Genomic DNA, 21149 nt, shown 5'->3' with positions numbered 1-21149 from the left:
TGATCCGTGGCGCACATTCACTCCGGCCGCGCCGCCGTCGCCGACTGAGGTCGGTGCCGGTGTGCCGGTGCGGCGCGGCTGCCGGAGACCTTGGCGGCCGGGTCTTGGGCCTCGCGGTTGAGCGCTCGGCGCCACCCTCGGCCCGCGGGCCGACCCGGCGATGGCGGGCCGACCCGGCGATGGTGGCGGAGGCCCGGCGATGGTGGCGGAGGCCCGGCCGGGAGCGGGCGCGGCGGGACGTGGTCGAGAGGCCGGGGGATGCCAGCCGATAGCCACGCGGTGGGAAACGGGGTCGAGGAGACGATGTCGCCTGGGCAGAATCGGGTCCATGGGCGTCTATCAGCGGAAGCCGGCGGTTGCCGGGATTGTCGGAGCGGAACCGGGCGTCGTCGCCTCGGTGAGCTGCAATGACGTGTATTCGTTCACGAAACCGACGCGGGGCGAGATCACTCTGGTGGCCGGCCTCGGCGTGGCGGGTGACGTGCACGCGGGCACAACGGTCAAGCACAGGGGCCGGGTTGCGGCGGACCCGACCCAGCCGAACCTGCGCCAGGTCCACCTCATCCACGCCGAACTGCATGACGAGGTGCGCACGCAGGGGTACGAGGTGCCGGCGGGTGGCCTGGGGGAGAACGTCACCACCGTCGGGCTCGACCTGCTCGGTCTGCCGGTCGGCACGATTCTGCGCTTCGGTCCGCCGCCGGTCGGTGCGGCCGCTGCCGCAACCACCACGGGGCCCCCGGACGGTGCGGCGGTTCGGGCCGGGTGCGCGGACGGTGCGGCGGGTCCGGTCGGGCCGGTGGAGCGCGCCGCCGCCGTTGTCGCGGCCGCGGCCGCTGCGGATACCGGCGACGCGATCGCCGCCGTGGTGGCGGTCCTCGCGGCGCGGATCGAGGCCGAGTACCTAACTGAAAGCCCAGCCAAGAACCCAGCCGGGAGCCAGGCCAAGAGCTCAGCCGGCAACCTGGCCGGGAATCCAGCCGGGAGCTCCGCCGGGAATCTGGCTGGGAGTCCGGCCGGGAAGGGGGCCGGGAACTCGGAGGTGGGTGAGGGGGCTCCGCGCCCGGCGGTGATTGTCACCGGGCTTCGTAACCCCTGTAACCAGATCAACGGCTACCGCGCCGGCCTGCTTAAACACGTCCTCGGCCGGGACGGCCGGGGAAATTTGGTCCGTAAGGCGGGGGTCATGGCGGTGGTCCTGCACGGCGGCACGATCCGGCCCGGGGATCGGATCAGCGTCGACCTTCCCGAATCGCCTCATCTGCCCCTCGACCGGGTGTGATCCTGGCGCTCGGTGGCGGCGTGGGACGATAGACGTTGCCGGCGTCTCCGTCGGTAGCCAGCTCGCTTGAGAAGAACGGACGATCGTGCCTGGACCGCTCGACCCCGGCGTGAACATCATCGGAGCGACCGATCCGGGTCGCATCCGCAACTTCTGCATCATTGCGCACATCGACCACGGGAAGTCGACCCTGGCCGACCGGATGCTGCAGATCACCGGCGTGGTCGACCCACGGCAGATGCGCGCGCAGTATCTCGACCGGATGGACATCGAGCGCGAGCGCGGCATCACCATCAAGAGCCAGGCCGTGCGGATGCCCTGGGTCGTCCGGGAGGGCGATCGCACGGGCGACACCGCGGTCCTCAACATGATCGACACGCCGGGGCACGTCGACTTCACCTATGAGGTCTCCCGCAGCCTGGCCGCCTGCGAGGGCGCGGTTCTGCTCGTCGACGCGGCGCAGGGCATCGAGGCGCAGACCCTCGCCAACCTGTACCTGGCGATGGAGAACGACCTGCACATCATCCCGGTGCTCAACAAGATCGACCTGCCGGCCGCTCAGCCCGAGAAGTACGCCGAGGAGCTCGCGAAGCTGATCGGCTGCGAGCCGTCGGACGTGCTCCGGGTCTCCGGCAAGACCGGCGTCGGGGTGGCGCACCTGCTGGACGAGGTCGTCCGCCAGTTCCAGCCGCCGGTCGGTGACGCCGCCGCGCCGGCCCGCGCGATGATCTTCGACTCGGTGTACGACGTCTACCGCGGGGTCGTCACCTACGTCCGGGTCATCGACGGGCGGATCGAGGCCCGGGACCGGATCAAGATGATGTCCACCGGGGCCGTGCACGAGCTGCTGGAGATCGGCGTCGTCTCGCCCGAGATGGAGAAGGCCGGCGCCCTCGGCGTCGGCGAGGTCGGCTACCTCATCACCGGCGTGAAGGACGTTCGCCAGTCCCGGGTCGGCGACACCGTCACCGGCAACAACCGGCCGGCGCAGCAGGCGCTGGGCGGCTACTCCGACCCGAAGCCGATGGTCTATTCCGGCCTCTACCCGATCGACGGCTCGGATTATCCGGCGCTGCGGGACGCGCTCGACAAGCTGCAGCTCAACGATGCCTCGCTGACCTACGAGCCGGAGACGAGCACGGCGCTCGGGTTCGGCTTCCGGTGTGGCTTCCTCGGCCTGCTGCACCTCGAGATCATCGGCGAGCGGCTCGAACGCGAGTTCAACCTCGACCTGATCTCCACCGCGCCCAACGTGGTCTACCGGGTCTTCACCGAGGATGCCGCGGAGTTCGTCGTCACCAACCCGAGCGAGTTCCCCGAGGGCAAGATCGCCGAGATCCATGAGCCGACGGTTCGGGCCACGGTCCTCGTTCCCAACGAGTTCGTCGGCGCGGTCATGGAGCTCTGCCAGAGCCGCCGGGGTCAGCTGCTCGGCATGGAGTACCTGTCCACCGAGCGGGTGGAGCTGCGCTACACGCTGCCGCTCGGCGAGATCATCTTCGACTTCTTCGACCAGCTGAAGTCCAAGACCAAGGGCTACGCGTCGCTCGACTACGAGCCCTCGGGCGAGCAGGCCGCCGAGCTGGTCAAGGTCGACATCCTGCTGCACGGCGAGCCCGTCGACGCGTTCAGCGCGATCGTGCACAAGGACAAGGCCTACAACTACGGCGTCACCATCGCGGCGAAGCTGCAGAAGCTCATCCCGCGGCAGCAGTTCGAGGTGCCGATCCAGGCGGCCATCGGCAGCCGGATCATCGCCCGGGAGACGATCCGCGCCATCCGCAAGGACGTCCTCGCCAAGTGCTACGGCGGTGACATCAGCCGTAAGCGCAAGCTGCTGGAGAAGCAGAAGGAAGGCAAGAAGCGGATGAAGATGGTCGGCCGCGTCGAGGTGCCGCAGGAGGCCTTCATCGCCGCGCTGTCGACGTCCGACTCGGGTGAAAGTAAGGGCTCCAAGAAGTAGATCGGTTTGGGTTCCGGAAAGCACGGGAATTCCTCGGGTCAGACGAACGCGACAGCTTCTCGACCCGAGGGGGACCCCCATGAGCATCACCGGCATCATCACCGCTCTCATCGTCGGCCTGATCATCGGCGCGCTCGGCCGCCTGGTCGTACCCGGTAAGCAGAACATCCCGATCTGGCTGACCATGGTCATCGGTGTCGTCGCCGCGCTGCTGGGCACGGTGCTCGCCCGAGCCTTCGGCGTGGACTCGACCAACGGCATCGACTGGATCGAGCTGGCGTTCCAGGTCGTGCTGGCCGCGATCGGTGTGGCCCTGGTGGTCGGCACCGGCGGCCGTCGCCGCATCACCCGCTGACCAAGGCGACAACGACCGAAGCCCCGGGCCTCCTGGTCCGGGGCTTCGGCGCGCCCAATCACAGATCGCCGCATCCCGAGCGCCGGAACGAGAAGGCGCGCTGGGACGGGAGGCGCGCTGGGACGGGAAGCGGCGGCGGGACGAAAGGGCGCGCCCCGACGGGAAGCGCCCGCGGGTCAGTAGCGGAACTTGTGCTGGGCGCTGCGGCGGTTGACCCAGGCGGGCAGCCCGTCCACGTTCGCCAGGTGCGGCACCCGATCCATCGGGTCGTGCGAATGCGTGACGTCCCGCATCGTCACCACATAGCCCTGCACCAGGCGGTCGTCACGCAGGTCGCGGTAGGTCGCCTCGACCAGGATCTGGCGCTCGTCCGTGCGCTGCAGCGCGCAGTAAACCACCCCGTCGCCCTCGTCGCGCAGCGCCCGGCGCACCTGGCCGCGGTCGTCGGGGTGGACCAGGTCGTGCAGCGTGGCGAACGGCGGCAGTTCGGCCACGCCGATCAGCTCGCGCAGCGCGGGGCTCGCATACCGGATCTGCTGGTCCTCGTCGATGACGAGCATGACGTCGGCGGTGTTGCGGATCACCGCACGCAGGTACAGGTCGCTGTCGCGGCGGCCCACCGCCTCGACCAGCGAGATCCGGTCCAGGGCCAGCGCGGCCTGCCCGGCCAGCACCTCGAGGGCGTCGCGGCTGGCGGTCAGCATGTCCATGCGGCCCGACAGCACCAGCGCGCCGCCGTTCGGGCGGGCCACCGCCAGCGGTTCCAGCCACAGCGGACAGACCAGGGTGGCCTCGGCCGCGCCCTGGTCGTCGGTCTTCTTCTGCTCGTCCAGCCACCAGCTCCGGGGGCGGGGACCCGTCTGCGCCGCGGGCAGGGCGGCCAGGGTGAGCTGGCGGTCGTCCGCGGCGAACACGATGCGCCGCACGTCGTGCGGGGGCAGCAGCTGGGTGACGGCGGCGCGGACCGCCTCGTCCACCGCCGTCTCGTCGGCCGCCGCGACGAGCGCCGCGGTGGCCTCCCGCAGGACCCGCTCGCGGGTCAGCGCCTGGGCGTTCTGCGCGACCGAGTCCGAGAGCCTGGTGAACGTCAGCACCAGCGTCAGGCCGCCGGCCGCGGCGATCGCCACGCCGTCGCGGACGGTGCCGGAGACGGCCTCGATCAGCAGGACCAGCGGCGGCGTTGCCACGGAGATGCCCAGCAGCGCGGTCCAGTGGCTCTGCCACTTGACCGGTCGGGTCGGTATCGGGCCGGTCAGCCGGGCCATCGACGGGTGTAACGCCGCGGCGCCCCAGGCCAGGTAGAGCACGATGTAGCCGGACTCGGTCACCGGGCTGGGCGCGGTCGGGTAGGCGATGTCGCTGACCAGCATGCCCAGCGCGCCGATGCCGAGCAGCACCGCCGACCAGTTGAACCAGGCCGCCGTGATCAGCCGCACGGCGACGCCGACCAGCAGCAGGCCGCCGATCACGTCGGCGGCCGAGATCATGCCGAACTGTCCGCTGTCGCCGATTATGAAGACCCACACGACCAGCAGCGCCGAGCACGCGAAGGCGAGCAGGTCGATCAGCCGGGCCCGATTCATGAGGATCGCGCCGCCGCGGGTCAGCTGCAGCAGAGACAGCGCGACGAAGGCGAACATCGCCAGGTAGGAGAATTCCGCGGCCACGAATCGCTGCAGGGCGTAGAAGACGTCACCGATGGCCAGCGAGGCGACGGCGGCGGCGAGCAACAGCCAGGGGCCGACCCGGGCCGGCTTGTAGCGGCTGACTCCGATGATGACGGCGGTGACGCTCGCGGCTCCGAGGAGGACCCATTCGATGGCGTGGAGCACGAATAACTAGTACCAGCCCGGTCGCTGTCTGTCCACGACGATGTATACGCAGCGCTATGACCAGGGAACATCCGGCCGCCGGTGCCGGACGCCTCCAGCGGCCGTGAATGCGAAGGTGAGGAGTAAGCCTTTGCTGCTCACATCCGTCGATGAGTCGTTCAGCTGAAGACTTCGGCCACGACGGTGCCGTTGTCCGCGGCCTGGTCGCCGGTTACCGGCTGCCACCTGCCGTCGGGCGCGTTCCACTCGAGGCTGGCGTAGCGCACCCGGGACAGGCCGGTGCCGCTGGCGTGCGAGACGAGCCAGTGCGCGTAGCGCCAGCCGATCCTGGCGTCCTGGACGGTGACGGTCAGGCCGCTGGCCCGCGACGACTCGACGGAGTCGAGGCCCCTGCCCCAGTCGAGGCGCATGCCGGCCGCCAGCGCGGTGGCGGCGGCGGCGCCGCGCAGCGCGGGCTCACCGGTGATCGTGCACTCGACGGCGCCGATGGCGCCGCCGGTCAGCGCCTTGGCGAGCACCGCGGACTCGTCGGCCCACTTCTCGTAGGCGTGCGGGTAGGCCGAGCGCTGCACCCGCTGGGCCGCGTCGGTGATCCGCATCCGCTCCCAGCCCTTGACCTTCTTGAGGGAGGAGTAGAACTTGCTCGCGGCGTAGCGGGGATCCTGGATCTTCTCCGGGGTGCCCCAGCCCTGGCTGGGCCGCTGCTGGAACAGGCCGACCGAATCCCGGTCGCCGTTGTCCAGGTTTTCCAGCTTGGACTCCTGGAAGGCGGTGGCCAGCGCGACCACCACGGCCCGCTCGGGCATCTTGCGCCGCACGCCGACCGCGGCGATCGTCGCGGCGTTCGCCATCTGGACCAGATCGAGCGTGACCTCGCCGTCGGCGCGCACCGTGCACTCGGGCCCGATATGCGGCAGCTTCAGGTTTCCGCCGATGGAATTGACGGCGACCACGACCCCGAGGGCGCCGACGAGCGCGAGCAGAGCGACCAGCACAACCGGCTTTCTCCGCACGCACACTCCCTCCGTCAGGTGACAAGCGTAGTCAACGAGCGCTTGCGTCGTGCGTCACCGGGACCCATGAGGCGGGACGCTTCTCCCGGAAGGCCGAGACGCCCTCGATGCCCTCGGCCGATCGGAAATAACCGGCCGAGCGCTCCGACAGGTCGGCCAGATCCGCCCGGATGGTGTCGGCGGGCGGCCGGCGCAGCAGTTGCTTGGTGCCGGCCAGGGCCAGCGGGCCGCCGCGGACCAGGGCCTGGGTGTACGCGGCCACGGCCGCGTCCAGCCGGTCGGCCTCCACGGCGGCCGTGACCAGCCCGATCTCGGCCGCCCGTGCGCCGTCGAAGACGTCGCCGGTCAGGTAGAACTCGGCCGCCGCGCGGGGCGCGAGCCGTGGCAGCACGGTGGCACTGATCACCGCGGGGATCACCCCGAGCCGCACCTCGGAGAACGCGAACGTCGCCTCCCGGGTACAGACGGCGATGTCCGCGGCCGCGATCAGGCCGAGCCCGCCCGCCCGGGCCGGGCCGGCGATCCGGGCCAGGACCGGCTTGGGGAACTCCCAGATCGCCGCCAGCACGTCCGCGAGCAGTTCGGCGGGTATCTTGCCGGTCTTGCGGGCCTCCGCGGTCTCCTTCAGGTCGGCGCCCGAGCAGAAGACCGGCCCGGTGTGCGATATCACCACCGCCCGGACCGCGGGATCCGTGAGCGCGGCGCCGAGCGCGTCGAGCAGCTCTCGCATCAGCAGGGAGGAAAGGGCATTTCGGTTCGCCGGGCTGTCCAGCGTCAAGGTGGCCACCCCGGCGTCGGTGGCGGTACGGACCAGCTCCATGCCGGAACCTTAACCGTGTGCGTGCACACTTGAGGAATGCCTGGTCCTCCACCCGATGGTGAGCCCGTACCCAGCGACGGGTCCCTGCCCGATAGCGCACTGAGCGCGGTCGGCCGGCGCGGGTTCGGGGTCTACGTACACGTCCCGTTCTGCGCGAGCCGCTGCGGATACTGCGACTTCAACACCTACACGGCCGGTGAGCTGGGGGGCGGTGCGAGCCGGGAGGGTTACGCCGACGCGGTCCTGGCCGAGCTGAAGCTGGCCGCGAGCGTCACCGGCGCCCCGGTCGACACCGTGTTCGTGGGCGGCGGCACGCCGACCCTGCTCGATCCCGGCGATCTCGGCCGGATCCTCGAGGGCATCGACCGGACCTGGGGGCTGGCCGACGGCGCCGAGGTCACCACCGAGGCCAACCCGGAGTCGGTCGACCCGCGCTCGCTGCGGGCGCTGCGCGCGGCCGGCTTCACCCGCATCTCGCTGGGCATGCAGTCCGCCGCCCCGAGCGTGCTGGCGATCCTCGACCGCAAGCACACGGCCGGCCGGGCTCCGCAGGCGGCGGTCGAGGCCCGCGAGGCCGGGTTCGAGCACGTCAACCTCGACCTGATCTACGGTACGCCGGGGGAGCGGCCGGAGGACTTCGCCGCCTCGCTGGACGCGGTGATCAGGGCCGGGGTGGACCACGTCAGCGCGTACTCGCTGATCGTCGAGGACGGCACCCGGATGGCGGCGAAGATGCGGCGCGGCGAGCTGCCGTACCCGGAGGACGACGTTGCCGCGGACCGCTACCTTGCCGCGGAGGCCGCGCTCGGCGGCGCGGGTTTCTCCTGGTACGAGGTGTCCAACTGGGCGACGACGCAGCAGGCGCGCTGCCGGCACAACCTGCTCTACTGGACCGGCGGCGACTGGTGGGGACTCGGGCCGGGCGCGCACAGCCACGTCGGCGGCGTGCGCTGGTGGAACGTCAAGCACCCCACGGCGTACGCGAAAAGGGTGGGTGAGGGTGTCTCGCCCGGCCTGGGGCGGGAGATCCTGACGGACGCCGATCGCCACGTCGAGGACGTGATGCTGCGGGTCCGGCTCAGCGACGGACTGCCGGTGGCCGCGCTCGACGCGACCGGGCGCAAGGGCGCCGCGCAGGCGCTCGGCGACGGCCTGCTGGAGCCGGGCGCCTACGACGACGGCCGGGTGGTGCTGACGCTGCGCGGCCGGCTGCTCGCCGACGCGGTGATCCGCGACCTGCTGCCGTGACGCCGGGCCTGGACCCGGCGTCACGGCCGGGTCACTACTTGATCATTTGAACCGTCATCGGGTAGTTGTACGGCTCGTTGTTGTTCGCCTTGACGCCGGCGATGACGCCGAAGATCGTGGCGATGGCCCAGGCGGCCAGGCCGATGAAGATTCCGACGACGATGCAGCTCAGCACCCAGCCGACGATCGCGATGATGGTCCAGAGGATCTGGAAGTTCAGCGCCTTGACCGCCTCGGCGCGCACCGCGGGCGACTGGTTGCCCCGGGCCAGCAGCGCCACCAGCGGCGCGATCCAGCCCGAGCAGCCGCCGCCGAGGAAGGCGCCGGCCGCGCCGCCGAAGTGGGTGACCAGGATCCAGGTCTTGTCGTCGCCGCCCGCACCATAACCCTGCGGGGGGTACCCGCCGGGCTGCTGGCCGTACTGCTGCCCGTACTGCTGGCCGCCGGGAGGCGGGCCGTAGCCGGGGCCGGGCGGGGGCGGGTAGCCGCCGCCGGACGTGGGCGGTGGCGTGTAGCCGCCGCCGGACGTGGGCGGTGGGCTGCCGTACGCCGGCGGTTGCGGTGAGCCGTACGCCGGCGGCGGCGGGGGCGATCCGGGGGCTGGATCGTTACCCGGATGTGGGTTGAATGGCCTGGTGGGGTCCGAGGGATCTCCCTCGCCGGGAGGGCGCGGCGGTTCAGTCATGTCGCACACGGTAGGACCGCAGGTCGAACGTGGCGAGGCAACACCCGGGCGAGGTCGGAGAATAGACAGTCGGCTGGCCGCCGCGGGCACCGACGATTGATCATCGCGCGCGGCGCGGCGGCGACGTAGACTGGCACTCGACTTTGAGGAGTGCCAGGGCGGCGGGGAGGGGTTCGGCGTGAGTCTCGACGACCGCAAGCTTGAAGTGTTGCGCGCCATCGTCGAGGACTACGTGTCGACCCAGGAGCCGGTCGGCAGCAAGGCCCTGGTCGAGCGCCACCAGCTCGGGGTCTCCCCGGCGACGGTCCGTAACGACATGGCGGTGCTCGAGGAGGAGGGCTACATCCGGCAGCCGCACACCAGTGCGGGCCGGGTGCCGACCGACGCGGGCTACCGCCTCTTCGTCGACCGGCTGTCGCGGGTCAAGCCGCTGAGCCCGGCCGAGCGGCGCGCGATCGAGCGTTTCCTGGTCGGCGCGGTCGACCTCGACGACGTGGTGCACCGCACGGTGCGCCTGCTCGCCCAGCTCACCCGCCAGGTCGCCGTCGTTCAATATCCGAGCCTGGCCCGCTCGTCGGTGCGCCATCTCGAGCTGGTGCCGATCTCCACCACCCGGCTGATGCTGGTGATGATCGCGGACACCGGCCGGGTCGAGCAGCGCCTGGTCGAGCTGCCGGGGCCGACGCACACCGACGACGTGCTGGACATGCGTCGCAAGATCAACACTAAGCTGAGCGGCGAGAAGCTGTCCGACACCCCGCCGCTGGTGGCCGCGCTCGTCGACGAGTCGGACCCCGAGAAGCGCACCACGATGGCCTGTGTCGCGTCGGTGCTGCTGGAGACACTGGTCGAGCGCAGTGAGGAACGCCTCGCCCTGGCGGGTACGGCGAACCTGACCCGGGGCGGCGTGCTGGACTTCCAGGGTTCGCTGCGTCCGGTCCTGGAGGCGCTCGAAGAGGAGGTCATCCTCCTCAAGCTCATCGGCGAGGTCGAGCCCAGCACCACCCGGGTCCGCATCGGCGACGAGAATGAGATCGACAACCTGCGGGCGGCGTCCGTGGTGAGCACGGGTTACGGACCAGGCACGACGATCGTTGGTGGGCTCGGTGTGCTGGGGCCCACCCGGATGGATTACCCCGGCACCATCGCGACCGTACGTGCCGTGGCACGCTACGTTGGCGACCTGCTGGCACAAAACTGACGCAACCGCGACGAAGGTCTCCAGCGCGAAGCGCGGGGCAGACATGAGGACTCGAACCCTGTGGCCAAGGACTACTACGGAATTCTCGGCATCGGCCGCGAAGCCACCGACGACGAGATCAAGCGCGCCTATCGCAAGCTGGCCCGTCAATTCCATCCGGATGTGAATCCGGACCCGGAAGCGCACGAGAAGTTCAAGGACATCAACGCGGCGTACGAGGTTCTCTCGGACGACCAGAAGCGTCAGATCGTGGACCTCGGCGGCGACCCGCTGGCACCCGGCGGCGGCGCGGGCGGCCCCGGCGGCCCCGGCGGAGCCGGACCGTTCGTGGGCTTCCAGGACATCATGGACGCCTTCTTCGGCACGGCGGCCGGCGGCGGTTCCCGCGGCCCGCGGCCGCGCACCCGCCCGGGCGCCGACGCGATCCTGCGCCTGGAGCTCGACCTGGTGGAGACGGCCTTCGGCGTCGAGGCGCCGATCACCGTCGACACGGCCGTGCTGTGCACCCAGTGCTCCGGCGCGGGCACCGCGCCCGGCACCCACCTCGCGACCTGCGAGACGTGCGGCGGCCGCGGCGAGGTCCAGTCGGTGCAGCGCACCTTCCTCGGCCAGGTCGTCTCGGCCAAGCCCTGCCACGTCTGCCAGGGGCACGGCACGGTCATCCCGCAGCCCTGCCCGACCTGCGCCGGCGACGGCCGCATCCGCACCCGCCGCTCCCTGACGGTGAAGATCCCGGCGGGCGTGGAGGACGGCATGCGCATCCGCCTGGCGCAGCAGGGCGAGGTGGGCCCCGGCGGCGGCACCGCCGGCGACCTCTACGTGGAGATCCACGAGCGCCCGCACGACGTCTACTCGCGCAAGGGCGACGACCTGCACTGCCGGGTGACCCTGCCGATGACCGCGGCGGCGCTGGGCACGCGGCTGACCATCAAGACCCTGGACAGCGAGGAGAACATCGAGGTCAAGCCGGGCACCCAGCCGGCCTCGACGCTGCGCATCCGGGGCAAGGGCGTGCCGCACCTGCGCGGCCAGGGCCGGGGTGAGCTCTTCGTGCACCTCGACGTCAAGACGCCGACCAAGCTGACCGCCGACCAGGAGCGGATGCTGCGCGACTTCGCGAAGACCCGGGGTGAGGACATCGCCGAGCTGAGCAAGCAGGGCGGATTCTTCTCCCGCATGCGGGACGCCTTCAACGGCCACTGAGCGATCCGGCGGTCCCGGACCGGTGATCTCCCGTGCCGGATGCCGGGTAGCGTGTGCTGGTGTCTGCGCCTCTGTTCTTGGTTGACGACCTGCCCGGCGGGAAGCGGTACACCCTGGGCGGCGCCGAGGGGCATCACGCCGCCACGGTGCAGCGGCTGAAGGTCGGTGAGGTGCTGCTGCTCGGCGACGGGCGGGGTGGGACCGCCACCGCCGAGGTCACCGCCGTCGGCCGGGGCAGCATCGACGTCGCCGTCCTCGGCCGGGATTTCCGGGCCGCGCCCGATCCGCGGCTGGTCGTGGTGCAGGGCATCGCCAAGGGCGACCGGGGCGAGCTCGCCGTGCAGGCGATGACCGAGATCGGGGTCGACGAGATCGTGCCCTGGGCCGCCTCGCGGTCGGTCGCGCAGTGGCGCGGCGACCGCGGCGAGCGGGCCCGGGAAAAGTGGGTGAGCACCGCGCGCGAGGCCGCGAAGCAGGCGCGGAGGCCGTGGCTTCCGGCCGTCTCGGGCACCCCGGACACCAGCACCAAGCGGGTCTGCGCGCGGCTGTCCGAGGCCGCCGCCGGGTTCGTGCTGCACGAGGAGGCCACCGACCGGCTCACCGGCGCCAAGCTGCCCCAGGCCGGGGAGATCGTGCTGATCGTCGGGCCCGAGGGCGGGATCAGCGACCAGGAGCTGGGCGCCTTCGTCGGCGCGGGCGCGCATCCCGTGCGGCTCGGCGACGCGGTCCTGCGCACCTCAACGGCCGGGATGGCCGCGCTCGCGGTGCTCTCCGCCCGTCTCGACCGGTGGTGACGCACTAGGAAGGTTAGCCTAAGCTTTCCTGCATGGTCCTCACGCGTACGCCCGCGCGGCCCGGGCCGGCCGCGGCCGTGGGCACCGGGACCGGCCGGGTGCGGCGGGGCGCCGGACTGCTCGCCTGCCTGGGCGTGCTCGCGCTGGTCTGCCTGGCCGGCATCGCGCTCGGCACCCGTACCATCCATATCGGCACGGTCTGGGACGCGTTCTTCCACTACACCGACACCGACGATCAGTCGATCGTGCGGGACCTGCGGGTGCCGCGCACGATCGTGGGCCTGCTCGCCGGGGTCGCCCTCGGACTGTCCGGCGCGGTCATCCAGGCGGTCACCCGCAACCCGCTCGCCGACACCCAGATCCTCGGCATCAACGCCGGTGCCGGGCTGTTCGTGGTGTTCGCGGTCGGCGTGCTCGGCCTGACCAGCCTGTCGCAGTACATGTGGTTCGGCTTCGCCGGCGTCGCCTTCGCGCTGAGCCTGGTCTACCTGCTCGGGTCGGCCGGGCGCGCCGGTGCCACGCCGATCCGGCTGACGCTCGCCGGCGTCGCGCTCGGCGCGGTCATGGACGGCATCTCCGGTGGCATCCGGCTGGTCCGGCCGCGCGCCTTCGACTACCTGCGTTTCTGGGACATCGGCACGCTCGCCGGCCGGCCGCTCGAGGTCGCCACGACGATCCTGCCGTTCGTGCTCGCCGGCACGGTGCTCGCCCTGCTGGTGGCCCGCTCGCTCAACGCCGTCGCGCTCGGCGACGACCTGGCACGTACCCTCGGCGCCGGCATCGGGCGGACCCGGTTCCTGGCGACCGTCTCGGTGATGCTGCTGGCCGGCGCCGCCACCGCCGCGGTCGGGCCGATCGGCTTCGTCGGCCTGATGGTCCCGCACATCGTGCGCTGGATCGTCGGGCCGGACCAGCGCTGGATCTTCGCGTACACCGTCGTGTGCGGACCGATCCTGCTGCTGCTCGCCGACATCGTGGGGCGGCTCGTCGTGCGGCCCGGTGAATTGCGGGTCGGCGTCGTCACCGCGTTCGTCGGCGCGCCCGTGCTGATCTGGTGGGTTCGCCGGTCCCGGGTGAGCGGTCTGTGAGCGTCCCGGGTGAGCGGTCTGTGAGCGTCGACTTCGGCCGCCGGGTGCTGGTGTTGCGGCCGCACCGCGGCGTCTCGGCGCGTCTCGGCGTGCGGCCCGCGATCGTCTGCCTGCTGCTGGCGCTGGCCACGCTCGCGGTGGCCGTGCTGGCGCTCGGCACCGGCGAGTTCACCCTCTCGCCGGGCGAGGTGCTGCGGGCGCTGACCGGGGAGGGCACCCGGGCCGCGCGGCTCGTCGTCGTCGAGTGGCGGCTGCCGCGGGTGCTGCTCGCGGTGATCATCGGTGTCGCGCTGGGGCTCGCCGGCGCCGTCTTCCAGGCGCTCACCCGCAACCCGCTCGGCAGCCCGGACGTCATCGGGTTCAGCACCGGCGCGTTCACCGGCGTGCTCGTCGCCACCGTGTTCATCGGCAACGGCTACTACGTCACCGCGGCCGGCGCCCTGGCCGGCGGCCTGGCCACCGCGATCGTGGTCTACCTGCTGGCGTTCAAGCGCGGCGTGCAGGGCTTCCGGCTGATCATCGTGGGCATCGCGATCAGCGCCATGCTCGCCTCCGCCAATCAGTGGTTCATCATCAGGGTCGACCTGCAGGCGGCCTTCGCCGCGTCGGTCTGGGAGCAGGGCAGCCTCAACGGGCTCGGCTGGGCGCAGGTCACCCCGGTCGCGGTCGGCGTCGCCGTGCTCTGCGTGGCGCTGATCGGGTTCGGGCCCCGGCTCTCGCTGCTGGAGATGGGCGAGGACGCGGCGGCCGCTCTGGGCGTACGGGTGGAGCCGGCCCGGCTGGTGTACCTGGTCATCGGGGTCGGCCTGACCGCGGTCGCGACGGCGGCCGCCGGGCCGATCGCCTTCGTCGCGCTGGCCGCGCCGCAACTGGCGCAGCGGCTCACCCGCACGGGCGGCATCGCGCTGGTGCCGTCGGCGGCCATGGGCGCCTTTCTGCTGATGCTCAGCGACTGGCTCGCACAGAGCGCGTTCGCGCCGACCCAGCTGCCGGTCGGCATCGTGACCGTCTCGGTCGGCGGCATCTACTTCGTCTGGCTGCTGGTCGGCCAGGCGCGGCGGTAGGGGAGAGGGAGCACGATGAGTCTTGCGGCCCGGGACATCACCATCGGATACGACAGGAAGACGATCAGCGAGCACCTGGACCTGGCGGTGCCCGAGGGCCGGTTCACCGCGATCATCGGCCCCAACGCCTGCGGCAAGTCGACGCTGCTGCGCGCCCTGTCCCGGCTGCTCAGGCCCGGCCGCGGCGAGGTGCTGCTCGACGGGCGGGACATCCACGCCCGGCCCGCCAAGGAGGTCGCGCGGCGGCTGGGGCTGCTGCCGCAGTCGTCGATCGCGCCGGACGGGATCACGGTCGCCGAGCTGGTCGCCCGGGGCCGGTTCCCGCACCAGAGGCTGATCCGGCAGTGGTCGGCCGCCGACGAGGACGCGGTGGTGGCGGCGATGGCGGCCACCGGTGTGACCGAACTCTCAGGTGAGCTGGTCGACACCCTGTCCGGCGGTCAGCGGCAGCGGGTCTGGGTGGCGATGGTGCTCGCGCAGCAGACGCCGATCGTGCTGCTCGACGAGCCGACGACGTTCCTGGACATCGCGCACCAGATCGAACTGCTCGAGCTGTGCGTAAGGCTCAACCGGGAGCAGGACACGACGATGGTAGCGGTGCTGCACGACCTCAATCAGGCCGCGCGGTACGCGGATCACCTGGTGGTGATGAAGTCCGGCGCGATCGTGGCGCAGGGCGACCCGCGCGAGGTGATGACGGCCGAGCTGGTCGAGGAGGTCTTCGGGCTCGGCTGCCGGATCATCGACGACCCGGAGACGCACACCCCGCTGGTCATCCCGCGGGCGTCGGTGCTCCAACGCATAGGTTGGCTGTCCTAACTTTCGGCAGATCGGTGGGGAGACGTCGTGTCCAGCAACCCGTTCGACGACGAGAACGGCACCTTCCACGTCCTCGTGAACGACGAGGAGCAGCACTCGCTGTGGCCATCCTTCAAGGAGATCCCGGCGGGCTGGCGCAGCGTCTTCGGACCGTCGCCGCGGAGTGAGGCCGTCGACTACGTGGACGCCAACTGGACCGACCTGCGCCCCAGGTCGCTGCGCGAGAGCATGGCCCAGTGAGCACGGCCCCGTGAGCCGCTCCGGCGCCCGCATCCTGCTTCGCAGCACGACCCGCAACGCCCGCCGGCTCTGGACCGGCACGGCGCTGATCGCGGTGCACCAGATCTGCGAGACGTTCGTCCCGATCATGATCGGCGTCATCATCGACCGGGCGGTCACCCCCGGCGACCTCGGCCGGCTACTGCTCTGGATCGGCGTGCTCGCCGTGCAGTTCACGCTGCTGACCACGGCGTACCGCTTCGGCGCGCGGCGGCTGATGGCCGCCATCGCCGAGGAGGGGCACCAGCTGCGCCTCGAGGTGTCCGCGAAGATCCTGCACCCGCGCGGGGTGCGCACCGACCTGCGCGCGGGCGACCTGCTGACGGTCTCGACCAGCGACGCGGACAACACGTCGTACCTGCTGGACTACATCCCCCGGATCGTCGGCGCGATCGTGGCCACCGTGGTCAGCGCCGTCGCGCTGTTCCTGATCTCGGTGCCGCTCGGCCTGGTCGTGCTGATCGCCACGCCGATCGTGCTGGTGCTGCTGCAGATCAGCTCGCCGGTGATCACCAGGCGCGTCGCCGACCAGCAGGAGCAGGCCGGCCGCGCCACCTCGCTCGCCACCGACCTGGTCACCGGGCTGCGGCCGCTGCGCGGCCTCGGCGCACAGGACGCGGCCGCCGAGCGCTACCGCGAGGTCAGCCGCCGCTCGCTGCGGGCCACCCTGCGCGCCGCGCGCACCCAGGGCGCCTACCTGGCCGCCTCCACCACCCTCAGCACGCTGCTGGCCTGCGGCATCGCCATCATGGCCGGCTGGTTCGCGCTGACCGGCCGGATCACCGTCGGCCAGCTCATCGCGGTGATCGGCCTGGCCCAGTTCCTGATCGAGCCGTTCGGGACCCTCGCGGTCGCGCCGAGCTGGATCGGTGAGGCCCGGGCGTCCGCCGACCGGGTCGCGCTGATCGCCGACGCCGGCCTGGTGCTTCCCGAGGGTGTCGCGACGCCGGCCGAGCACCCGTGCGACCTGCGCCTGTCCGGGGTGCGGCACGGCCCGCTCGACGGCCTGGACCTGCACGTGCTCCCCGGCGAGTTCGTCGGTGTGGTCGCCCGCCGCTCCGGCGACGCGGAGGCGCTGGTCAGGCTGCTCTCGGTGCCGGCCGACTACCAGGGCAGCGTGCTGCTCGGCGGCTCGCCGCTGGAGCAGGTCGAGCGCGCGCACGCCCGCCGGCTGCTGCTGGTCGAGCCGCACCACGCCGACCTGTTCACCGGCACCATCGCCGCGAACGTCGCCGTGCACGCGGGCGACGAGATCCTGACCGACGTGCTGAGCGCCGCGGCCGCCGACGAGGTGCTCGCCACCCAGGCCGACGGGCTCGACACGGTCGTCGCCGAGCGGGGCGCGAGCCTCTCCGGCGGGCAGCGGCAGCGGATCGCGCTGGCCCGCGCGCTGCTCGCCCGGCCGCCGGTGCTGGTGCTGCACGATCCGACGACCGCCGTCGACGCGGTCACCGAGCACGCCATCGCCCAGGGCATCCGCGCGCTGCGGCACGGGCCCGAGTCCGGCTTCGCCACCGTCGTCATCACCAGCAGCCCCGCCCTGCTCGCCGCCACCGACCGGGTCGTCGTGCTCGGCGACGGCGTCGTGGCGGCCGAGGGCGGGCACGAGGCGCTGGGCGCGAGCGACGAGACCTACCGTCAGTTGGTGCTGAGATGAGCCAGATCCTGCCCATCGCGACCACCCGGCAGACCCGCGCCTGGCTGCGGGCGGAGCTTCGCGGACGCCGCGGCGAGGTGGCCGGCACGCTGCTGGCCGGCATCGCCGCGGCCGCGGCCGCGATTCTGCCCGTGTACGCCCTCGGCGTGCTGGTCGACCGGGTCCGCTCCGGCGCCGGCACGTCCGCGATCGTCTCGATCTCGATCGTCATCGGCGCCGCCGCGCTGATCGGCGGGGTCGCGATCGGGCTGTCCAAGTACCTGATCGGCCGGCTCGGGTCCCGGATGCTCGCCGATCTGCGGGAGAGCACCGTCGCGACCGCGCTGCGGCTGCCGGCGCTGGTGCTGGACCGGGCCGGGCGCGGCGACCTGCTGTCGCGGGTCGGCGCCGACATCGCGGCGATCGGCAAGGCCGTCGCCCACGTGCTGCCCAACGTGATCTCGGCCCTGCTGCTGGCCGTGCTGAGCCTGGCGGCGATGACCGGGATCGACTGGCGGCTCGGCCTGGCCGGCGCGGTGGCGGTGCCGTTCTACGTGATCGCGCTGCGCTGGTACCTGCCGCTCTCCGCGCCCCGGTACGCCGACGAGCGCCAGGCCGTCGCCGAGCGGTCCCAGCTGCTCGTGGAGAGCATGCAGGGGCTGCGGACCGTGCACGCCTACCGGCTGGAGCGGCGGCACCTGGACGACATCGACAGGGCGTCGGCCAAGGCGCGCGACATCGACGTCGGCGTCTTCACGCTCTTCACCCGCTTCGTCGGCCGGATCAACCGGGCCGAGTTCTTCGGGCTCGCCGCGCTGCTGACGGTCGGCTTCCTGCTGGTCCGCGACGGATCCGTCTCGGTCGGCCAGGCCTCGGCGGCCGCCCTGCTCTTCCACCGGCTCTTCAACCCGGTGTCGATGTTGCTCTACACCTTCGACGAGATCCAGGCGGCCGGCGCGAGCCTCGCCCGCCTGGTCGGCGTCGAGACGGTGCCGGTGGAGCGGCGCGAGGCCGCCCGGCGGCCCGCGGACGCCTCGCTGAGCCTCGACGACGTCAGCTTCAGCTACGACGGCAGGACGCCGGTGCTGCGTGGCTTGAGCATCCGCCTCGAGCCGGGCGAGCGTGTCGCCCTGGTCGGCTCGACCGGCGCCGGCAAGACCACCGTGGCCTCGATCGCCGCGGGCATCCTGGACCCCGGCGAGGGCACGGCCCGGGTCGACGGCGTACCGGTGCGGGAACTGCCCGCCGGGACCGTGGCCATCATCAGCCAGGAGACGCACGTCTTCGCCGGCCCGCTGGTGGAGGACCTGCGGCTGGCCCGCCCGGGCGCGAGCCGGCCCGAGGTGGAGGCGGCGCTGGACGCGGTGGGCGCGCTCAACTGGGCGCGGGAGCTGCCCGACGGGCTGGACACGGCGGTCGGCGACGGCGGCCACGACCTGACCCCCGCGCAGGCGCAGCAGCTGGCGCTGGCCCGGCTGGTGCTGCTGGACCCGGCGGTCGCCGTGCTGGACGAGGCCACCGCCGAGGCCGGCAGCGCGGGCGCCCGCGCGCTGGAGCAGTCGGCGGCGGCCGCGACGAGGGGCCGGACGGTGCTGATCGTGGCGCATCGGCTCACCCAGGCCGCGTCGGCGGACCGGGTCATCGTCATGGAGCACGGCGTCGTCGTGGAGTCGGGCCCGCACGCCGAGCTCGTCGCCGCCGGCGGCCGCTACGCCCAGCTCTGGTCGGCCTGGGAGTCGAGAAGCTCGACCCCGGCCTGACGGGACGTCACCGACGGGCGCACCGCGACGGCGGTGCGCCCGTTTCGGTATGCCCCCGGCGCCGTCGAGATAGGTTAGGCTAACCTAATCCCGCGTCGATGACGCGCGCCCTCGGGCGTTCCACATCGGAGGTGCGGGAAGATGACGGCAGGGCGGCAGGGCGAGAAGTGGACCGTGGTGGTCCTGCGCGAGATCTTCAACGGGGTGCGGCGCTTCGGCTGGAGCGACCAATATCAGGCGCTCCAGGTCGACGCGGATCGGCGGCGGGCGCCGCAGCGGCTGCTGACCCGCGCCATTCGGGGCTACATCGACGGCGTGGTCTCCGCGCAGACCATCGCCACCCTGCGGGGCATCGCGCCCGACACCGCCGCTGCGGAGCTCCGTGAAGCCGGCATCTTCCCCGCGCGGCACCCGGTCAGCTGGGCCGATCCCGCCGAGCTACCGGAGGTGCAGGTGGACCTCGACGCCGTTTCCGCCCGGCGGCGGCAGCCTGGAGGAGGCTGGCGCCGGCGTGGATCCAGATCCTGCCCGACGATCTGACGCCCGAGCTGGCCCGGGTCGTCAACCGGATCACCCAGCAACCCATGGCCGAGCGTCTGAGGCGATCCAAGGACCTCGGCGAGACGATGGTGATCGCGCACGCGGTCGTGGCCGCGGAAGCGGGCGCCGATCATCGTGCTGATCGACGATGGGCTGGGAGCCGAGACGGCCACCCGCGAGATCCGGCGCCTGGAACGGCGCCGGTCCACCGGCAGCACGGTCGGATCGATCAGGCTGGCGAGCACCCTGACGGTCCTGGAGAAGGCCGCCGGCACCACGCACATCACCGACCGGGCGCAGATGCGGGAGATCTATCAGCGCCTGCGCGACCTCGATGACGGCCTGCCGCCCATCGAGAAGACCGCACTCCTGGTGACAGCCCGCTGGAAGGGTGGAGCGACACGATGCTGCGTTGTGAAGAAGGGGCGCCCTGGTCGCCCCTTCTTCGTAGTCGCGGGTTGCGTCAGGCGGCGTTCGACAGGTCGGTGACCGGGGTCGCCGGGTCGCCGTCGGTGGCGTTCTTCAGCTGCGGCACCAGGACGTCCAGCGCGTAGAGCAGGGCGTTCGGGCCGCTGTAGGCCAGCGCGCCGCTCAGCGAGGTGTCGAACGCGGTGTAGAGGGTGCGGTCCTCGGTGACCACCTTCAGGCGGCTGAACGCGGGGGAGGTCAGCATGTCCTTCCGGGCGGCGCCGTTGACGAAGAGCACATCGCGGTCGAGCAGGTCGAGCCGCTCCTCGCTGACGTCCTCGGACTCGGTCTGCGCGGCGAAGCCGAGCGCGTCGAACAGCGCGCGGCGCGGGTCCTTCGCCGGGACCAGCCAGTGCTGGCCCTTCTCCGGGCCGAAGTCGACCACGAGGGTCTTGCCGGCGAACTGCGGGCTGGCGCTCTTCGCCTCGGTGATCTTCGCGTTGACCTTGTCGACCAGCGCCTGCGCCTCGGCGGACTTGCCGAGCGCCTTGCCGGTGGTCAGGGTCTGCACGTCCCACGGGGTCTGCTCGTCCGCGTACGCCGAGGACTGGATCACCGTGGGGGCGATCTGCGACAGCTTCTCGTACGTCTCCTTGTTGATCGTCTCGTAGATCGCCAGGATCAGGTCCGGCTGCTGCTTGATGATCGCCTCGAAGTTGAGCTCGGCGGAGAACGTGGGCAGGGGCTTGCCGCCGAGCGCCTCCTTGACCCACGGGTAGGTCGGGTACTCGGTGAACCACTCGCGGGTGCTGACCGGCACGACGCCGAGCGCCAGCACCGGGTCCTGGTCGTTCCAGCCGACGGTGACGACCCGCTCCGGCCGCTTCTCGATCTTGGTGGACCCGAACTTGTGCTCGATGGTGACCGGGAACGCGGCCGCGGCGGAGCCTGGCGCGGTGGGGGTGGTGGGCTCGTCGTCGGACGCGCAGGCGGTGGCGGTGGCGGCGGCAAGAAGGCCGGCGGCGGCGATGGTCAGCACGCGGCGCCACCCGCGAGTGCGTCGGTTCATTAGTCTGGCTCCTCGATCGGGGGTCCGGTTGCTCGGACTGAAGGTTAGGTTAGGCTACCCTTGCTTCCGCGGCGGCCCCAGGGCCTCACT

The 21149-nt window shown here is 71.9% G+C and carries 20 protein-coding genes; 15 read left to right on the top strand and 5 right to left on the bottom strand.

The features are described from left to right. Positions 1-328 precede the first annotated feature (328 nt). The 3 genes from AB0F10_RS08500 to AB0F10_RS08490 all read left to right on the top strand — a co-directional run bounded on the left by AB0F10_RS08500 (position 329) and on the right by AB0F10_RS08490 (position 3600). Complete coding sequence (locus AB0F10_RS08500) at positions 329-1282, top strand: transcription elongation factor (protein ID WP_360621445.1); 954 nt, start codon at positions 329-331, stop codon at positions 1280-1282. An 85-nt stretch (positions 1283-1367) separates the two neighbouring features. Next, positions 1368-3245: a translation elongation factor 4 gene (gene lepA / locus AB0F10_RS08495; RefSeq protein ID WP_360621443.1), complete on the top strand. Its 1878-nt coding sequence runs from the start codon at positions 1368-1370 to the stop codon at positions 3243-3245. A 79-nt stretch (positions 3246-3324) separates the two neighbouring features. Further along, positions 3325-3600, top strand: a complete 276-nt coding sequence (locus AB0F10_RS08490) for a GlsB/YeaQ/YmgE family stress response membrane protein (RefSeq protein ID WP_360621441.1) — start codon at positions 3325-3327, stop codon at positions 3598-3600. Positions 3601-3776: 176 nt separating this feature from the next. On the opposite strand, the gene AB0F10_RS08485 is transcribed toward AB0F10_RS08490, so the two are convergent. From AB0F10_RS08485 to AB0F10_RS08475, 3 genes are all read right to left on the bottom strand, one after another. Continuing rightward, positions 3777-5432 (bottom strand): PAS domain-containing protein, encoded by a 1656-nt coding sequence (locus tag AB0F10_RS08485; protein ID WP_360621439.1) that lies wholly within the window; start codon positions 5430-5432, stop codon positions 3777-3779. A 158-nt stretch (positions 5433-5590) separates the two neighbouring features. Beyond that, positions 5591-6385, bottom strand: coding sequence for a hypothetical protein (locus AB0F10_RS08480; RefSeq protein WP_360621469.1), 795 nt, complete (start codon positions 6383-6385; stop codon positions 5591-5593). 91 nt (positions 6386-6476) lie between these two features. After that, complete coding sequence (locus AB0F10_RS08475; protein ID WP_360621437.1) at positions 6477-7265, bottom strand: enoyl-CoA hydratase-related protein; 789 nt, start codon at positions 7263-7265, stop codon at positions 6477-6479. A gap of 36 nt (positions 7266-7301) precedes the next feature. On the opposite strand from AB0F10_RS08475, the gene hemW reads away from it, so the two are divergent. Continuing rightward, positions 7302-8513: a radical SAM family heme chaperone HemW gene (hemW, locus tag AB0F10_RS08470; protein ID WP_360621435.1), complete on the top strand. Its 1212-nt coding sequence runs from the start codon at positions 7302-7304 to the stop codon at positions 8511-8513. A 34-nt stretch (positions 8514-8547) separates the two neighbouring features. On the opposite strand, the gene AB0F10_RS08465 is transcribed toward hemW, so the two are convergent. Continuing rightward, on the bottom strand, positions 8548-9198 hold the full coding sequence (locus AB0F10_RS08465) for a DUF4870 domain-containing protein (RefSeq protein WP_360621433.1): 651 nt from the start codon (positions 9196-9198) through the stop codon (positions 8548-8550). Between the two features lie 178 nt (positions 9199-9376). Here AB0F10_RS08465 and hrcA point away from each other — a divergent pair, with 178 nt between their 5' ends. From hrcA to AB0F10_RS08410, 11 genes are all read left to right on the top strand, one after another. Then, positions 9377-10399, top strand: coding sequence for a heat-inducible transcriptional repressor HrcA (gene hrcA / locus AB0F10_RS08460; protein ID WP_360621431.1), 1023 nt, complete (start codon positions 9377-9379; stop codon positions 10397-10399). A gap of 60 nt (positions 10400-10459) precedes the next feature. After that, positions 10460-11602 carry a molecular chaperone DnaJ gene (gene dnaJ / locus AB0F10_RS08455; protein ID WP_360621429.1) on the top strand — a complete coding sequence of 381 codons (1143 nt, stop codon included), beginning with the start codon at positions 10460-10462 and terminating at the stop codon, positions 11600-11602. A gap of 59 nt (positions 11603-11661) precedes the next feature. Continuing rightward, positions 11662-12396, top strand: a complete 735-nt coding sequence (locus AB0F10_RS08450) for a 16S rRNA (uracil(1498)-N(3))-methyltransferase (RefSeq protein WP_360621427.1) — start codon at positions 11662-11664, stop codon at positions 12394-12396. A gap of 32 nt (positions 12397-12428) precedes the next feature. Further along, positions 12429-13484, top strand: a complete 1056-nt coding sequence (locus AB0F10_RS08445; protein WP_360621425.1) for an iron chelate uptake ABC transporter family permease subunit — start codon at positions 12429-12431, stop codon at positions 13482-13484. Between the two features lie 20 nt (positions 13485-13504). After that, a complete protein-coding gene (locus AB0F10_RS08440; RefSeq protein ID WP_360621423.1) occupies positions 13505-14548 on the top strand; it encodes an iron chelate uptake ABC transporter family permease subunit in 1044 nt (347 codons plus the stop codon). Between the two features lie 15 nt (positions 14549-14563). Further along, positions 14564-15367: an ABC transporter ATP-binding protein gene (locus AB0F10_RS08435; protein WP_360621421.1), complete on the top strand. Its 804-nt coding sequence runs from the start codon at positions 14564-14566 to the stop codon at positions 15365-15367. Positions 15368-15394: 27 nt separating this feature from the next. Continuing rightward, a complete protein-coding gene (locus AB0F10_RS08430) occupies positions 15395-15607 on the top strand; it encodes an MbtH family protein (protein WP_360621419.1) in 213 nt (70 codons plus the stop codon). A gap of 10 nt (positions 15608-15617) precedes the next feature. Next, complete coding sequence (locus tag AB0F10_RS08425; RefSeq protein WP_360621417.1) at positions 15618-17303, top strand: ABC transporter ATP-binding protein; 1686 nt, start codon at positions 15618-15620, stop codon at positions 17301-17303. Beyond that, positions 17300-19042 carry an ABC transporter ATP-binding protein gene (locus AB0F10_RS08420; RefSeq protein ID WP_360621415.1) on the top strand — a complete coding sequence of 581 codons (1743 nt, stop codon included), beginning with the start codon at positions 17300-17302 and terminating at the stop codon, positions 19040-19042. Before AB0F10_RS08425 ends, AB0F10_RS08420 begins: the two co-directional genes overlap by 4 nt. 141 nt (positions 19043-19183) lie before the next feature. Beyond that, positions 19184-19582: a hypothetical protein gene (locus AB0F10_RS08415; protein ID WP_360621413.1), complete on the top strand. Its 399-nt coding sequence runs from the start codon at positions 19184-19186 to the stop codon at positions 19580-19582. Positions 19583-19717: 135 nt separating this feature from the next. Then, a complete protein-coding gene (locus AB0F10_RS08410; RefSeq protein WP_360621411.1) occupies positions 19718-20071 on the top strand; it encodes a hypothetical protein in 354 nt (117 codons plus the stop codon). Here AB0F10_RS08410 and AB0F10_RS08405 read toward each other — a convergent pair. Then, positions 20046-21059, bottom strand: coding sequence for an ABC transporter substrate-binding protein (locus AB0F10_RS08405; protein WP_360621409.1), 1014 nt, complete (start codon positions 21057-21059; stop codon positions 20046-20048). The two genes, AB0F10_RS08410 and AB0F10_RS08405, sit on opposite strands and share 26 nt — an antisense overlap. Between the last annotated feature and the right edge of the window lie 90 nt (positions 21060-21149).

The sequence above is a fragment of the Actinoplanes sp. NPDC026623 genome (assembly GCF_040638275.1).
Taxonomy (GTDB): domain Bacteria; phylum Actinomycetota; class Actinomycetes; order Mycobacteriales; family Micromonosporaceae; genus Actinoplanes.
This window is presented reverse-complemented; position numbering and strand designations above follow the sequence as displayed.

Bases quoted from the DNA above. Each gene is read 5' to 3' on its own strand.
- AB0F10_RS08490 (WP_360621441.1), top strand. From the start codon at position 3,325: ATGAGCATCACCGGCATCATCACCGCTCTCATCGTCGGCCTGATCATC.
- AB0F10_RS08475 (WP_360621437.1), bottom strand. From the start codon at position 7,265: ATGGAGCTGGTCCGTACCGCCACCGACGCCGGGGTGGCCACCTTGACG.
- AB0F10_RS08405 (WP_360621409.1), bottom strand. From the start codon at position 21,059: ATGAACCGACGCACTCGCGGGTGGCGCCGCGTGCTGACCATCGCCGCC.
- AB0F10_RS08465 (WP_360621433.1), bottom strand. From the start codon at position 9,198: ATGACTGAACCGCCGCGCCCTCCCGGCGAGGGAGATCCCTCGGACCCC.
- AB0F10_RS08420 (WP_360621415.1), top strand. From the start codon at position 17,300: ATGAGCCAGATCCTGCCCATCGCGACCACCCGGCAGACCCGCGCCTGG.
- AB0F10_RS08415 (WP_360621413.1), top strand. From the start codon at position 19,184: ATGACGGCAGGGCGGCAGGGCGAGAAGTGGACCGTGGTGGTCCTGCGC.
- AB0F10_RS08435 (WP_360621421.1), top strand. From the start codon at position 14,564: ATGAGTCTTGCGGCCCGGGACATCACCATCGGATACGACAGGAAGACG.
- AB0F10_RS08445 (WP_360621425.1), top strand. From the start codon at position 12,429: ATGGTCCTCACGCGTACGCCCGCGCGGCCCGGGCCGGCCGCGGCCGTG.
- AB0F10_RS08500 (WP_360621445.1), top strand. From the start codon at position 329: ATGGGCGTCTATCAGCGGAAGCCGGCGGTTGCCGGGATTGTCGGAGCG.
- hemW (WP_360621435.1), top strand. From the start codon at position 7,302: ATGCCTGGTCCTCCACCCGATGGTGAGCCCGTACCCAGCGACGGGTCC.